The following is a 16756-nucleotide window of genomic DNA, read 5'->3' on the forward strand; positions in this document are numbered from 1 at the left end:
AGTCTCTGCTTCATCTAATCCAATTCATTTGAGATTGCCAAAGCACTTATCGGTGTTTTGCTTCACTATTTAATTATAAAAATAGTCACTAATGTAAGTATTTGGAATAACTTTGCTTGCTAAAAGCCAAGGTTGTTGTAATAATCCAGATGTTTTAACAGTTGTAAGAAAGCACTGTTAAAGCGGTTAGAACTTATTTGCTTATTAAACAATAAGTCACCTTAGATGGTAATGCAGGCCCTGTTCTTAAAAGTTAGCCTCAGTGGCAAAGGCAGTACTAAAGCCTTTATATTCACAGCGCATTACCCCAGAACAAACAAAAAAGTTCGCCGTTTAGCCAAACAGAATTGAATTGACGATCATCCTTAAGCATATAAAAGGGTGATAAAAGAAAGTAATGTAATCGTGAAGGGGCCGTCGTTCCCGACACCCGATAAAGACAGAAAACCCTGCTTCAAAGATGTGCAGGTAATTTTAATCAAGGGTAATACGACACTACAACAAAGTCCCCATACACCCGTGAGGCTGGATGGTGAGGGTTTGCACATGTCACTTTAATTTTGTGTCTGAACGGCTGTAGAAAACAGAGTTAGATACAATGAAAAGAATGCTTATTAATGCAACTCAACAAGAAGAGTTGCGCGTTGCCCTGGTAGACGGGCAGCGGCTTTATGATCTTGATATAGAAAGTCCCGGACACGAACAGAAAAAAGCCAATATCTATAAGGGTAAAATAACCCGTGTAGAACCCAGTTTAGAAGCTGCCTTTGTCGATTATGGCGCAGACCGTCATGGATTCCTCCCTCTAAAAGAAATCGCTCGTACCTACTTCCCAAAAGGTTATAAATTCGATGGTCGTCCTAACATCAAAGATGTTATTAAAGAAGGCCATGAAGTTATTGTTCAGATTGATAAGGAAGAACGAGGCCAGAAAGGTGCTGCGTTAACAACCTTCCTATCTCTAGCGGGAAGTTATCTGGTACTCATGCCCAATAATCCTCGTGCGGGCGGTATTTCGCGTCGTATTGAAGGTGATGAGCGTACTGATCTTAAAGAGGCGTTGAACAAACTCACTCTGCCAGAAGGCATGGGTCTAATTGTTCGTACCGCTGGCGTCGGTAAATCTTTTGAAGAACTGGAATGGGATTTAAAGGTTCTTCTTACTCACTGGGAAGCCGTTTCTCAGGTAGCACAAGAACGCCCTGCCCCTTTCCTTATTCATCAGGAAAGCAATGTGATTGTTCGCGCCATCCGCGATTATTTGCGTCGTGATATCGGCGAAATTCTTATTGATAAGACCAGCATTTACGAACAGGCACTACAACATATTCAGCTTGTGCGTCCAGACTTTGCTAATCGTGTAAAGCAGTATCGTGGCGAAGTGCCGCTATTTAGTCACTATCAAATCGAAAGCCAAATTGAGTCAGCTTTTCAACGTGAGGTACGTTTGCCGTCCGGCGGGTCTATTGTCATTGATCCCACAGAAGCACTGACATCTATTGATATTAACTCTGCCCGGGCAACCAAAGGCGGAGACATCGAAGAAACCGCATTTAACACCAATCTGGAAGCAGCGGATGAAATTGCTCGTCAGTTGCGGCTGCGTGATTTAGGCGGTTTAGTCGTTATCGATTTTATTGATATGACTCCTGTTCGCCATCAACGTGAAGTTGAAAATCGTTTAAAAGATGCTGTACGCAGTGATAGAGCGCGGGTTCAATTAGGTCGTATTTCCCGCTTTGGGTTATTGGAAATGTCGCGCCAGCGTTTGCGTCCTTCTTTAGGCGAGTCGGCTCATCATGTATGTCCACGTTGTTCAGGTCACGGTACCATTCGCGGTACGGAGTCTTTGGCGTTATCAATTCTTCGTATTATCGAAGAAGAAAGTATTAAGGACAACACCGGTCAGATTGAAGCTCAGTTACCGGTGCCTGTGGCGACGTATCTGCTAAACGAAAAGCGTAAAGCTATTCAGTTACTGGAAAAGCGTCATGGTGTAAACCTGTTGTTGATACCCAATCCGAACCTGGAAACACCCCATTATGAGGTGAATCGCAGGCGTCCAGAAGAGGTTATCACTGATGCCAGCTATAATGTCGATCTTGCAGATACCGTTGAAACAGAATCGGACAAACCAGTCGCGGCTCCTGTTAAGCGCGAAGAGCCTGCACTACAAGGTTTAGTTGCGCCTAGCCAGGCTCCTATTATGCCGCCCAAACCTGTTGCACAACCAGCCGCTGCTGAGACAAAAGCCAGCGATTCACTGTTCACGAAAGTGTCAAAATGGATAGGTGATTTGTTCGGTAGTGATAAAAAGACAGCGCAGGATGACAAATCTTCTACAGAAGAGCAAGCGACTACCAATCGACCTCCTTCTCGCTCACGCAACAACGACAACAGAAACCGTAAACCACGGAATAACAATCAGAGACGCCGATCTCCTAAGCAAGATCCTGCTGCCGATAAGGACGAGTCGAATAGACCGTCTCCACGTCAGGAAGATAAGCGTGCTAAGAGCAATAACAGAACGCGTAAACCAGCGCGCGATGAGAAGCCTGAAACTGTAGTCACCGCCACGAAAGCTGACGCTAATCAGGATAGTGATACAAACGTTACTTCTGGAAGCAATGAACCTAAGAAGAAGCAGGTAGCAGAACGTCGTAAGCGCCGTGATACTCGCCGCAGCGTACGTGTGAAAAAAGATGACCAGGCGAATCCCACACCAGCTGTAGAAGAAAAAGCCGAAGGTAACTTGCAATCGGATAATTTGCCGGTAAGTAGGAAACCGGCTGATAGTGAAAACGCGGTTAAAGAGAAAGCAGCAAAGCCTCGTCAACAGAAAAACGAGACCATTGCAGATAATAATCAGTCAGATGAGCAGTCGTTAACGAAGGCACCAGCCACACCTGAAGCTGAAGAAGTTAAGAACGGCGCTGAGACGTCCGTCCCTCATTTAACAGGTGAGACTACGACTAAACCACAAGACAGTGGCCAGGACGCTCCTGCTGATGAAACCGATGCAGATGATGAAGCAAACGCCAAGCGAGAAGCGAATACGGGCCGTGGGCGCAGCCGCCGTTCACCTCGGCATGTGCGAGCCGCTGGTCAGCGTCGTAAAAAGGAAATGTCTAAGCCGGAAGATGAGCAGGACGTTCAGGAAGAAAACAGCAGTAATTCGCAAGCCAGTGCTGCGCAATCTTCAAACCGCGAAGAAGCGACAAATCCGAGCGTATCTTCTGCACAGTCTGAAGCACCGAGTAAAGCAGAAGCTGAAACCCGTAGCGAAAAAGCCTCTGATGTCAGTCAGGATGAACTTCAGTTTGATTTGCCAGACGAGAGTCCGCAAAATGCAGCGGATAAGAAACCTGACGCATTAGCAGAGACTTCTTCCTCGTCACAGCCAGCTAAAGCACCACAACAGGTTGAAATTAACCTGAACAATGAAAACGCTGCAGAAAATGAACTGCCTCAGCAGATTGCTTCTGCGGAAGCAAAAGTGGCCGAGAAAACGCCGCAAGCTGATGAGGTAACCGCTACGCCGGTACCAGCTAAGGCTAATAAGGCTAAACAACCCGAGAAAGCGGTTACTCTTGCGCCTGCGTTTGTTCCAGCAAGTAGCAAAGGGAAGCTGAACATTTCTCATCCGATGGCTCTGCCTAATTCAGTTGAAGCTGTATTTGGTGAGGCTCCTGTAGTTGCACGACGTGATGATGCGCGTCCAGCCCTTACGGTTTCAGGTCGTAGCGCGTCACTTGCAAACACCAAGTCAACCGCTTCTGCACCAGCAACTAAAACAGGTAGCGCTGAACAAGCGTAGCCGCTAAACAGAAAAAGCCGTACCTTTTTTAAGGTACGGCTTTTTTATTTCTTTAATCTCCCGCTACTTTTGTTAAACAGCGAATTAGTATAACAGCACGATTTACTTCCCAAAGACATAGCTAACGTAGCTGTAGTAGAATCGGTGGGCTGAAGATGGCATTGGTGTCCGATTGCCTATACTAATCCTCAATCACCGTATCGCCTTAGTTACTACTTTCATAATATTGACCATAAAAAACTCGTGCCATTTCATCCACTCATCGCCAGTAATTGATAAAACGAGAACAATTGCTGTATCGAGTTGTTTTTGCTGTTTTTACCTTTTACTGCTTGGGCGGAATCCCACTCGCCGTAAGACCAACGCGACTCTTTGCGCAATGATGAATGGTAATTTAAAAATACTTTAGCTCCCTACTGTTATATTGTCTGTAGCGAGGAAAGCTGCCTACTTAAAAACAAGCGCGGAAGAAATAAAAACGCCGTTTGTAAAAACGGCGCATTTACTGCTGACAATAAAAATCCTCAATGATTTGAAGGCAGTGATTACCAGGTAAGATCGTCAGGGATTTGGTAATCGGCGTACCAGTCGTCTTCTTCCGTGTTAACGTCTTCCCGCGTATCTGCACGATACACTACCGTGTTTACATCGCGCTGCGCTATTTTATCTGCCACCGGAGTTGGCACTAAAACATAATCGTTATCTAGCCTTACAACGGTCAGTCTTGCTTGCGTTACAAGCTTATGAACATCCTCACTGACATACATCCGCTTTACCACATTATTATCGGTAAAGTTCAACACTACATCGCCCTTACCTTTACTCTGAACGTTAACCGCAACTAACTGTTTAACCTGAGCTGCGATGGAACGTTTTTCCAGCTCTTGTTGCTTTTGCTGATTTAGCGCTCGGTCTTTGGCTTTTTTTTCTTCCACAGCTTGTTGGGCGGCAAGCGTTGCCTCATCAGCAATCACTTGCTTGCTCTTATTTTTTATCTTCTGCTTTTTCCGTTTATCTACTGTTGCTTTACGGGCACTAGCTTTGTTTGCAAGTCCCGCTTTAAGCAACTGATCTTGTAACGATGCCAAAACTTAACCTCTCAATTATTTTTTCTTGGGATCCTGCGTAATCCATTTGCCGTTTTGATACCAAGCCGACCAACCGCTGGACTTGCCGTTTTCATTCTCGGACATAACATACTGTTGTTTCGTTTTACGGCTGAACCTAACGATTGCGTCATTGCCCTCCGGGTCTTGCTGTGGCGCATCTGCGAGATAGTAGAATTTGGGCGAAATGCGATCACGAAAACGGGCCAGTTCCGACACTTTGGGCGCACGCGTTTCCCGCGACTTAGGAAAGTTATGTGCAGCTAAAAATATACCTGAAGCACCGTCGCGAAGTACGAAATGGGCATCAGATTTTTCACACGGTAATTCTGGCAGATCAACAGGGTCTTCTTTTGGCGGCGCGGCTTCGCCATTCCTTAACAGCTTACGCGTATTTTTACACTCTTCATTAGTGCAACCAAAATATTTACCAAAGCGCCCGTTCTTAAGCTCCATATTACTGCCGCACTTATCGCACTCAATAACCGGACCATCATACCCTTTAATTTTGAAAGCGCCTTTTTCCACGTACGTACCTGTGCAGGTAGGGGTATTTCCGCATACGTGCAATTTCCGTGTCTCATCCACGAGATAGCTGTCCATTGCAGTTCCACAGACCTGGCACCGACGTTTTGCTCTCAGCGCTTCTGTTTCCAATTCTTCCTCATCATCGACTTTAACTACTTCGTCGCCGGGAGTAAGATTCATCGTGTTGGTACAGCGCTCTTTTGGCGGCAAATTATAACCGGAACAGCCTAGGAAAACACCAGTGCTTGCGGTGCGTACATTCATTTCACGTCCGCACTTGTCACAGGTAATGCCTGCAGGAATGGCCTGATTTGAACGCATTCCTCCTTCTTCAGCATCTTTTTCCGCTTTCAGCAGCTTGCCGTAAAAATCGGTATAAAAACTGTCCAATACCTTCTTCCAGTTTTTATTACCACCAGCAATATCGTCAAGTTGCTGCTCCATGTTGGCAGTGAAATCGTAGTTCATCAGGTCATCAAAGTTTTCCATCAACCTGTCGTTAACGATTTCACCCATTTTCTCAGCATAAAAACGTTTGTTTTCCAACCGGACATAACCACGATCCTGGATAGTGGAAATAATGCTTGCATAAGTAGAGGGACGACCAATGCCGCGCTTTTCCAACTCTTTTACCAGCGATGCCTCGTTGAATCGTGCTATCGGTTTGGTGAAGTGCTGCTTTGGATCCAGTTTTTTAAGGTTTAGCACATCGCCTTGTTGCACATCTGGCAACAGCAAATCTTCTTCGCCTTTCTTGCGTAACTGTGGCTGAACTCTTGTCCAGCCATCAAATTTTAATACGCGACCTTTGGCCACTAATTCGTAGTCACCTGCCGCTACCTTAATTGTGGTTGCATCGTACTTCGCCGGGGTCATCTGACACGCCACAAACTGGCGCCAGATAAGTTCATATAATCGCTGCGCGTCCCGTTCCATATCACCCAGAGAATCAGCTTTAATGGAAACGTTTGAGGGCCTGATGGCTTCGTGAGCTTCCTGTGCGCCCTCTTTACTGCCGTAACGAACAGGCGAATCGGGGAGATATCGTGCACCGAAATTGTCATCAATGTAGCCGCGGCAGTTTTCCAGCGCTTCCTGACTTAAATTAGTAGAATCCGTTCGCATGTAAGTAATATAACCGGCTTCGTATAAGCGCTGGGCCATCATCATGGTTTTCTTTACACCAAAACCCAATCGAGTGCTCGCGGCCTGTTGTAAAGTAGAGGTGATAAATGGCGCAGAAGGGCGGCTTTGCGTGGGCTTAGACTCGCGGCTTTGAACGGTATAATCGGCGCTTTGCAAACGCGCCAGAGCAGCGTCTGTCTGTTCTTTGTTTACGGGTTTGAACGTTTTATCCTGATAGCGATTCACCAACATCCGCAGCGCATCTTTTTGCTCAGTCGAAAGATCGGCATGCACATCCCAAAATTCTTCAGGAACGAACGCTTTAATTTCTCTTTCACGCTCCACGACAAGACGCATTGCTACCGACTGTACTCTTCCGGCAGATAAACCTCGTGCTATCTTTTTCCACAGCAAAGGAGACACCATAAAGCCCACCACCCGGTCCAGAAATCTTCGGGCTTGTTGGGCATTTACACGGTCAACATTGACTTCACCGGGATGTGAGAAAGCTTCCTGAATAGCATTTTTGGTAATCTCATTGAATACTACCCGCTGATAGGTTTTATTCTTTGTACCTAGCAGCTCGCGTAGATGCCAGGCAATCGCCTCTCCTTCGCGATCCAAATCCGTCGCGAGATAGACAGTATCAGCATCTTTTGCCAGTTTCTTCAGTTCATTAACAACTTTTTCTTTACCTTGGAGCACTTGATAATGCGCTTGCCAATCCTGCTCAGGATCAACGCCCATTCTATCAACCAGCTTTTTATACTCATACCGGCGCAGATAATCGTTTTTCTCTGCTTCCGAAAGATCTTTTAGTTCTTTGGCGCTCTTTTTGGGCTCTACTTTCCCTAACGCTTTGGTCGGGAGATCGCGAACATGGCCAACGGAAGATTTAACGATAAAATTTTTACCGAGATATTTATTTATCGTTTTCGCTTTGGCTGGCGACTCGACTATGACCAGTGATTTTGCCATATAATTGAATTAAACCTGTTTATAGTCAGTGACTTATATTGTCATCTTACATAAGAAAAGGGTGCGAATTTGTGGCCGTGATGCACCCATGCTTTTTTAACATATATCGACAAAGTGAATGGAAAACAAGATCTTCTTCATAGTTATTCTGCTAACCGTATTTTTCACCACCTAAAATCGTACAATAAACCACCACCTCGATTGGCAACCCACAGAAAACCCGTATAATGCCGCTCATTAAAAGCGGTAGTGACTAATGTGGACGCTGTAAGAAGCATAGCGAATAACTTCTTTTTGTCGACCTCTACTGCCTAACCAGATGACGCAAGTACGGTCTCAAACACTCATTGAGGGAATTATGAAGCAGTTCGAAGTCAATTTTGATGGGCTGGTAGGCCCTACCCACAATTATGCAGGCCTTTCATTTGGCAACGTTGCTTCCCAAAGTAACGCTAATGCCATCAGCAGCCCTAAACAAGCAGCCAAACAAGGCTTAGCAAAAATGAAAGCCCTGGCAGATATGGGAATGACCCAGGGTGTTCTCGCGCCGCAGGAACGCCCTGATATTGCCACTTTACGTCGTCTTGGTTTTACCGGTTCGGATGCAAGAGTACTGGAAAACGCTGCCAAACAAGCTCGCCAGGTCTTCCTTGCCTGTTGCTCCGCATCAAGTATGTGGACGGCCAATGCCGCTACCGTTTCCCCTAGCGCCGACACCGCCGATGGCCGTGTACACTTTACCCCTGCGAACCTTACCAATAAATTCCATCGTTCACTAGAACCCGAGGTGACCGGGCGCATCTTACAGGCAACGTTTGCAAACGAAAAGTATTTTGCGCATCACGCGCATCTTCCAGACAATGAACATTTCGGTGATGAAGGCGCAGCTAACCATACTCGATTATGCAGTAACTATTGCCACTCAGGTGTAGAGCTGTTTGTTTACGGCCGCTATGCCTTTGATACTACCAAACCGGCCCCAAAACGCTACCCAGCCAGACAAACCTTAGAGGCCTCTCAGGCCATTGCCAGGCTGCACGGTTTAGATGAAGACAGTGTCGTTTTTATCCAGCAGAACCCTGATGTAATTGATCAAGGCGTTTTTCATAACGATGTTATTGCTGTAGGTAACCAAAACGTGCTCTTTTTTCATGAGCAGGCTTTTTACCAAAAAGATGCCGTATTGCAAGAAATCCGGAGAAAATTTGGTGATCACCCGCTGCATTTTATTGAAGTTAGCACTGATGCTGTTCCCGTGGCGGATGCAGTAAAAACTTACTTGTTTAACACCCAGATTATTACGTTACCCGATAATTCAATGGCCATTATTGCTCCTTCAGAATGTGAAGAAAACGAAAATGTTCATCGCTATCTTTCGGCGCTGATCGCGAGCGACGCCCCTATTAAGGAAGTAAAATATTTTGATGTGAAGCAAAGTATGCGAAATGGCGGGGGCCCGGCGTGTCTAAGACTACGTGTCGCGCTTACTGAACAGGAAGTGGCTGTAGTAAATCCTGCCACTCTGATAAACGATACTCAGTTTGCCAAACTTAACCGTTGGGTCGACAAGCACTATCGAGACGTACTTACTGAAAACGATCTGCGGGACCCACAGTTACTTATCGAATCACGCACCGCATTGGACGAACTTACTCAATTATTAAAGCTAGGTTCTGTATATCCTTTCCAGCGACAAGGCAGCTAAACCCTCGGCGTTGTCCAATTACCCGAGCAGAAAACTGTTCGGGTAATTGTAGTACCGGTCCAGCCGATCATGATATTGCTTCGGCACGGCGATATTGCCATCGCTGCATAAATGCATCATAAAGGAAATAGTTTTGACTGTTGCCTGTACGTAAAAATACGTAGCCCGCTAGTAAACTTACCGAGATCATTTCACCTCCATCTTCAATAAGGCCTAGCAGATAGGACCCTCCCCAGCTTAGATGTAAAGCGATATGAAACATATCGACAACAACGCCAAAGAATACCAGTAACCCGATAAGGAAAAAAATATCTAGCGAAGTCTTTCTGAAAACATTAGAACCTTTCCAAATAGAAAATATTAATGGCACCAACAAAATTAAACCGGTACCAACACTGACTGCAAGTTCACCGAAATCTTGCTTTCGCAAACCAAACATCGGTACAAAATCCACATTACCTACGAGTAATCCTCCTACTGATTCATGAATTTTAATGGCGTCATCACATAAGAAATAGAGAAAGACCACAATCCATGATATGTAAGCCATCGATTTTTCTCTCAAAATCACTACGCACAACAGCAACGCAATCCAAATATATTTTATGTACTGGAAGAACTCTGCGACTCCCCTGTCTCTCTCAATATTAAAAAAGGGACTTTGGGTCCCAAGAACGAAAGTATTGAGAAGATGCAGTCCCATGAAAGCGAAATCACCACAAACTAATAAACCAACAAATAATAAGATGGTAACTTCAAATGAGGGTGTCGATGAGTGCTTATAGATCATTTTTATTTTTCCTTTTTATACCTACTCCGTTGTTGCGCACTAACTTTAAAAAAGTTAACAGCTTAACTAAAAAATAGGGATCCGATTTAAAACCATAACTTAGTCAAACGCGTTAGTGATAAAATTGTACGTTTGCTCTACGGATGAAAATGTGGGTGAGCGTGTTTATGAGAAGCTGGAGGTATGCCGCTCCACATAGAAGTTATTCACTTAGCGTGAAAACATCATCGCTTGATAGCAGACTTAGGAACAGTAAGTACATTTCCTCAACCCGCCATTTAAGAAAAATACTACTGAAATAGCGTTTCACTCATGCTCATTGCACGGACTTATCACCGATACCGCGTCGTCATTAAAGCTTAATATAACTGTCATATTTAAGCAATTGATTAACAAATGATACAAGCTGGGTAGTAGCGCGAATATTCCAGCACGCAGTAGAGGCTGATCAGCGGGTACAGGATTATTTTCATGAACCTGGTTCGATCACGGCGCGAGTTGCAAAGCGGGAATCGAGAGCATTGTCAGCTAGCCCATAGCGAGCTACGGAGAGCCCTCTCACGGGCCGTTCAACGGCATTGAGCTGCAAACACAAGTACTCAGTTAGCGTGAGTCCTCCTGCTTGCTGACAAAGAAGCCGCGTTGGCTAAATGGCTTTGCATCAAGTACAACTGCTACAGCTTCAGGTAGCGGAACGGCCGCGCGTGAGAAAGTAAGAACTCCCATTCCTGCTTGGCATATTCTTAAGGCCAGAGCATTCCTTCAATATTTTACCTTGAGCTGAAACGTCCTGCTTTTCTGAGCAGACCATTGTCTATGCGGAGCGTTATAAGCAAGCCGACAGGATTGTCGGCTTAGATAAATTTAAAAGCTGTTGCTATCTACTAGTAGAACAGTCCATTTCCTCACCAAAGGGGCTTTTGGGCGGCGGTGATGCCTCATCTGTTAAATCGTCAGCAAGTACTTCTAAACGGTATCGCATGCTGGCTCGTGATTCAGTACCTCCCGATTCACCCCGCGCGGTAATACGTAGCTCTGTCCAGCCACCAAAGTTTTTAGGGTATTGCAGGTAAACTAACGCTTGTCCGTTTTCATCGGTGACCACTTGTTCATCGATAGCAGCAACATTGCCTGGTGTTAATTCGTTATCGCCATTGGTATTCTCACTTGGCGATGATAAATCAAGCATTCCGTTAAAGTTTTCATCTTCGTTCGGGCAACCAAAAGATGTATCGTCGTTGTAATATATTGTCCCGTTCCATTGCCAAACTCCCTTCCAAAAAGTGTCGCCTTCGGTTGCTTTTAGAGGCAAAGCAGAGAAAGTAATTGCGGTATCAGCCACAGGATTCCCGTCCGCATCGGTAACAAACACCGAAAACTCTTTTTGAAATGACGATTCAAAAGGCGCTTGTAATAGCTTTCCTGTTCCTATAGTAATATCAAAAGGTCTATCACCCACAGTCAGGGTAGCGAAATCACTTACCGAGTGCGTATCATCAACTGTCGCGGTAACGGTAACACTTTCGGATGACGTAATGGCATTTGAAACAAAGACCGTAGAAGCGATTCCGCGTTTATCGGTACGACTTTGTGCATCTGTAAGTGAGCCGTTAGAAACATCATTCACGCTGAAGTTAACTAATTTATTCCGGACGCGATTACCTTGCTCATCACGCACCACTGCTGTAATTGTACTGGTCTGTCCGTCTGGGCCAATGGCATCTGGCGTTGCATCGACAACGATTGTCGCCGCATCCGTAGCGATAAAAGCAATATTCAACCTGGTTGATACTTCTTTATCTTCAGCATCAGTTCCTGTTGCCACAATAGTCGCTTCACCAGCATTTGCAGCCTCGACATTTAAAGCTATTTCACCGCGACTATTTGTTATTGCTTCAGTAGGGCTCACTGATCCACGCGATATGGTAAACTTTACGTTGCCACCTTCAAAAGGAGTCCCGTCTTTTAACCATTGAACGGTAAGTAACTTTGAAGTGTTTAATGGAATATCATCATTTACATCATTTACATCAGGCGGGTCAATGAAACGAAACTCGTCTTCCTGAACCATTATATCGAAAGTCTGTTTAGCTCCCAGCGCAGCCGCCTCTACCGTATACTTTCCAGAACCATTTGGCGTAAACGTGATCTCTGCCCGACCGTCAGAATCAGTTCTGACTTCAGCTAACGATAATACGCTTTGAGTCACATCATTTTGTGCTGAATCAAACGCGGACAAAACAATATTTTCTCCGGAAATACCAGTGTTATCTGAATCTACTAACGACAAGGTAAGCGAGGTGCTGGCCGCTACTATGACCGAATTTGCGCCATTGATATTGATTCCGGTACCTACCACCTGAATGACAAGTTCTTTCGTTAGCTCAGGAAAGCTCGGTATAGCAGCCTTAGCTGTAATCAATCTGTTTTCGGAATTTCCCCCTGTCTTCAATATAACCCGGGCAATGCCATCATCATCGGTGACAGGTTGAGTATTTTGGATTGACGCCCCTGCATCTGCGGAAAAATTTACGGTGACGCCTGGCAATAAAATATTCTGTTGATTTTTGACCGCTACCCAAAGCTCTACCTGATCAGAACCACTGGAAGAAAGCTGCGATTGACTGGCAAAGAAAGATAAATTAGCCGGTTGTTCGACAACCTGCGTTGTCCCCGTGGAACTAAATGTAGTGGTTCCAAATTCGCCTGAAGGCAAAGTGGCGGTAATTTGTCCATCGCCGGCGAGAGCACCAACTGCGATTCCCAGTTCAGCGACGCCGCTGCTGTTGGTACTTTTTTTCCCGTTACCGTTAGCAAACACCGCAAGGTCTGGATCGGATAAACTGAAGGTAACGAGTGTATCGGTAACAGGCTGTCCGTTTTCATCTGTTACTGTGGCAATAATTTTCAACGGATTATCTTCCGTGAGATTTTTATTACTTTCGCTGTTCTGATCCACAATTTGTACACTTACAGAATACTCAGGGTCAGAAGTTCCTCCTCCAGAACCCGTGCCGCCTCCACTGGAACCGCTGTCTGAATCGCGTTCCAGAGATCCGCCTCCGCCGCATGCAGCAAGAAAAAAAAGAATGCTGAACAACGTCAGCGGCTTAACAAATGCTTTCATAAGTCGTCTTCCTGGACCTCTTTAATGACAATTCGGTCTGATTTGTCGTTTCAATCTGAAAAGAATCTGGCACACTAACGGCGTATTACAGAATAAAAACATCAGTTTCAGGGAACATTCATGTCTCAATCTGCACATAAATACAGTTTAACAACCAGAATTTTTATCGGCATGATTGCCGGAATTATTATCGGTGCTTTACTTCAAGCTCTTTTTGATGATAACGGAGATTTTCGCTTTACGGTATTGGGTTTCGAGCTTTCCACGTATGGCATACTGGTAGAAGGTATATTTTCGACAGTTGGCCAAATATTCATTGCAAGCTTAAAGATGCTGGTGGTGCCATTAGTATTTGTATCCCTTATCTGTGGCACCAGCAGCCTTACTGATCCTGGCAAACTAGGCCGGTTAGGCGCTAAATCAGTTGGTTTGTATATTCTCACGACGGCCATTGCTGTGACACTGGCTATTAGCATGGGATTACTGGTTTCACCCGGTGAAGGTCTTAACATGACGAGCTCAGAGACCTTTGAAGCCACACAGGCCCCTTCGTTGTCTCAAGTTATTGTAGATATGTTTCCCAGCAACCCGATTAATTCAATGGCTCAGGGCAATATGCTGCAAATTATTGTATTTGCGGTGCTCTTTGGTGTTGCCATGGCAATGACAGGTGAAACAGGTAAGCGTCTAGGCGCGTTTTTTGAAGATATCAATACTGTTATCTTGCGCTTGGTAACAATCATTATGAATTTGGCGCCTTACGGTGTCTTCGTATTGATGGCAAAGCTATTTGCTACCATCGGCCTTGAAACCATAGGCGGGCTAGCGAAATACTTTTTTCTGGTTCTGGCTGTACTCGCTGTTCATGGCTTTGTTACTTATTCGGTGTTGCTCAAACTTATGACCGGCCTAAACCCAATCTTCCTGATGAAAAAGATGCGCGATACCGCCCTATTTGCATTTACTACGTCAAGTAGCAGTGCGACTTTGCCAGTGACTATGGAAACGGCAAGAAATAAACTGGGTGTAGGAAATTCTGTATCGTCTTTTACCTTGCCTCTAGGCGCAACTATCAACATGGACGGCACCGCCATTATGCAAGGTGTCGCCACTGTGTTTATTGCTCAGGTATACGCGGTTGATCTTACACTGGGCGACTATGTGATGGTGGTATTAACTGCCACTCTGGCCTCTGTAGGTACTGCTGGAGTGCCGGGAGTCGGTCTGATCATGCTGGCAATGGTGTTACAGCAGGTAAATCTTCCTGTTGAAGGCATTGCGCTGATTATTGGTGTAGACCGTTTGTTGGATATGACTCGCACAGCAATTAACGTTACCGGCGACTGTACAGTGGCATGTATTGTTGCTAAAAGTGAAGGCGAGCTGGATGAAGTTGCTTTTAACGATCCAGCAGCGGGATTATCAAAAGAAGAAGTGGACTTCGAACACTTCGATAAAAATCGCTGACATGCGTTTCCCAACATGGCTATGAATGCACGATCCTCCGCTTTTTCATTATCCGCCAGTCAGAACTGGCGGTTTATCGAAAACGTGGAGCCAAAGCGGGTCGACAAATTAGATGCGAAATGTAGTCAATCATCCGTTTAACGCGCTGGCTGGCGCCACTTTCACAGCTTTGTGAGCCGGGTATAAAGTTGCCAGCACACAAAGAATAAAGGCCACCACCACAGTAACAATCACATCAGAAGCTTTTAATTGTGACGGCAGAAAATCGATAAAATAAATGTCACCTGAGAGTAATGTTACGCCCAACAAAGATTCTAACGCTCTCATGATGGCCGACAAGTTCGGTGCTATTAACAGTGCCATGGCGGTTCCGCTTACAATGCCAATTACGCCATTAATTAATCCTTGAATGACAAATACCCGCCGTATCAGTGCATCGCCTGCTCCCATAGTTTTAAGTATTGCTATGGCAGCTTGTTTTTCTCGTACCGCCATCACCAGCGTCGACACAATATTAAAACAGGCTACGGCTATTACCAGTGTCAGCGCAATATAGACAACCATTCTAACCAACTGGATATCCTGATAAAGGTGCCCTTGAGTTCGTGTCCAGTCTGACATCATCACAGCCTGCGCAAAGCTGTAGCCAATATCAACTATGGTGGCGTGTGCCGCAAACGGGTCATTTAATGTGAAGCGGAGCCCTTGAGCGCCAGAATTAATGCCCGCTTCTGCCGACGCTTTGGCTAAATGCATAATGCCCAGGTAATTATCCAGTTCTCCACCGATATTTAAGCTACCCGCAACCGTCAACTGCATGGTATGAGGCGCTTTAAATGCCATATCAGCAGACAGCGTGGGAACAAGTACCTGCACTTTATCCCCTACCGATAAATGGAGTTTCTGCATTATTCCCTTGCCAATCAGCACACTGTTGGGCTGTCGAGCGAAACGCTGCCAATCTGCGCCGCTAACCTGATCGCGCCAACGATCAGATGCCGCCAATGACACATCCATCCCTGTAAGCTCTACAGCTTTAAGATTGCCTTTAAACTGCAACATGCCGGTGATCTTGGTATAAGGCTCTACACCTTTTACGCGCGGGTCCAACAGGAATTGGCTTCGTACGTCCTGCCAGTTTTCAATGCCTTCATTATTTACTGAATATAGTTCGCCATGAGGAATTACAGCTAGAATACGATGAGTGAGTTCTCTTTCAAAACCGTTCATAATACTTAGCAACGTGATGAGTACAAAGCACCCTAACCCTATGCCTAAAGTGGACGAAAATGAAATAAAGGAAATAAAGCGGTTTTTTTGTTTGGCACGACGAAAACGTGTGGCCAGCTGCCAGGCTAAGCTCACTGGTGTGCTTCCTTGGGAAGATCTGGCGTCAACACCCCATCCTGTATCGTAAGTGTTCGGTTCATCTGAGCCGCCAGGTCATTATCATGGGTAACCACAATAAAACTAGTGCCCAATTCTTCACTTAAGGATTTTAATAAAGCATAAACCTGAACCCCGGTGCGATGGTCAAGATTACCGGTAGGTTCATCAGCCAATACCAGCGAGGGTTTCGTCACCAGTGCTCGCGCAATGGCCACCCGTTGGCGTTCGCCACCTGATAAAGCAGCAGGCTTGTGAGTCATGCGATGTGACAGCCCAACCTTTTCCAAAATATCCTTCGCCTGAGATGTCGCCAGTGCAGGTTTCTGTCCGCCGATAAGTAACGGCATAGCGACGTTTTCAAGCGCAGTGAATTCAGCCAATAGGTGATGAAACTGATAGATGAAACCAATGTGCTGGTTACGCACTGCGGCAAGTTCTGTCGCTTTAAGCGTGAAGATAGATTGCCCTTTAAAAAGCACCTCACCGCCGGTTGGATTATCTAAACCACCAAGGATATGCAACAAGGTACTTTTGCCCGACCCCGAGCTGCCTAAGATGGCAATATGTTCTGAGGCATTAACGGTGAAAGAAACATTATTGAGAACAACTGTATCGGTTTCGCCATCGTGATATGTCTTGCTGACGTCACGACATACGAGCACATCTTCCATGCCTGAATTCTTTATTTTTGGGATAATTATTGGGGCGATATGGTATCGCGTTA

9 protein-coding genes are annotated in these 16756 nt (G+C 45.5%); 3 read left to right on the plus strand and 6 right to left on the minus strand.

The window, feature by feature from the left end; all coding sequences use genetic code 11:
• The first annotated feature begins 598 nt into the window (after positions 1-598).
• On the plus strand, positions 599-3817 hold the full coding sequence (gene rne / locus CA267_RS00920) for a ribonuclease E (RefSeq protein ID WP_075609212.1): 3219 nt from the start codon (positions 599-601) through the stop codon (positions 3815-3817).
• Between the two features lie 545 nt (positions 3818-4362).
• On the opposite strand, the gene CA267_RS00925 is transcribed toward rne, so the two are convergent.
• The gene (locus CA267_RS00925) at positions 4363-4905 is read right to left on the minus strand and encodes a DUF2058 domain-containing protein (RefSeq protein ID WP_075609211.1); all 543 of its coding nucleotides are present in this window, start codon (positions 4903-4905) and stop codon (positions 4363-4365) included.
• Positions 4906-4920: 15 nt separating this feature from the next.
• The gene (topA, locus tag CA267_RS00930) at positions 4921-7554 is read right to left on the minus strand and encodes a type I DNA topoisomerase (protein WP_075609210.1); all 2634 of its coding nucleotides are present in this window, start codon (positions 7552-7554) and stop codon (positions 4921-4923) included.
• A gap of 358 nt (positions 7555-7912) precedes the next feature.
• Between topA and astB the strand changes: the two genes are divergently transcribed.
• A complete protein-coding gene (gene astB / locus CA267_RS00935; protein WP_075609209.1) occupies positions 7913-9259 on the plus strand; it encodes an N-succinylarginine dihydrolase in 1347 nt (448 codons plus the stop codon).
• A 67-nt stretch (positions 9260-9326) separates the two neighbouring features.
• On the opposite strand, the gene CA267_RS00940 is transcribed toward astB, so the two are convergent.
• Both CA267_RS00940 and CA267_RS00945 read right to left on the minus strand, forming a co-directional pair.
• The gene (locus CA267_RS00940; RefSeq protein ID WP_075609208.1) at positions 9327-10049 is read right to left on the minus strand and encodes a hypothetical protein; all 723 of its coding nucleotides are present in this window, start codon (positions 10047-10049) and stop codon (positions 9327-9329) included.
• 877 nt (positions 10050-10926) lie between these two features.
• The gene (locus tag CA267_RS00945; protein WP_075609207.1) at positions 10927-13176 is read right to left on the minus strand and encodes an Ig-like domain-containing protein; all 2250 of its coding nucleotides are present in this window, start codon (positions 13174-13176) and stop codon (positions 10927-10929) included.
• Positions 13177-13296: 120 nt separating this feature from the next.
• On the opposite strand from CA267_RS00945, the gene CA267_RS00950 reads away from it, so the two are divergent.
• Positions 13297-14643: a dicarboxylate/amino acid:cation symporter gene (locus CA267_RS00950; protein WP_075609206.1), complete on the plus strand. Its 1347-nt coding sequence runs from the start codon at positions 13297-13299 to the stop codon at positions 14641-14643.
• 129 nt (positions 14644-14772) lie between these two features.
• Here the strand turns inward: CA267_RS00950 and CA267_RS00955 are convergent, their stop codons facing one another.
• Together CA267_RS00955 and lolD are read right to left on the minus strand one after the other, a co-directional pair.
• The gene (locus CA267_RS00955) at positions 14773-16008 is read right to left on the minus strand and encodes a lipoprotein-releasing ABC transporter permease subunit (protein WP_075609205.1); all 1236 of its coding nucleotides are present in this window, start codon (positions 16006-16008) and stop codon (positions 14773-14775) included.
• Positions 16005-16703, minus strand: coding sequence for a lipoprotein-releasing ABC transporter ATP-binding protein LolD (gene lolD / locus CA267_RS00960; RefSeq protein WP_075609204.1), 699 nt, complete (start codon positions 16701-16703; stop codon positions 16005-16007). Before lolD ends, CA267_RS00955 begins: the two co-directional genes overlap by 4 nt.
• Positions 16704-16756: the final 53 nt, after the last annotated feature.

This window comes from Alteromonas pelagimontana (assembly GCF_002499975.2).
Classification (GTDB): Bacteria; Pseudomonadota; Gammaproteobacteria; order Enterobacterales; family Alteromonadaceae; genus Alteromonas; species Alteromonas pelagimontana.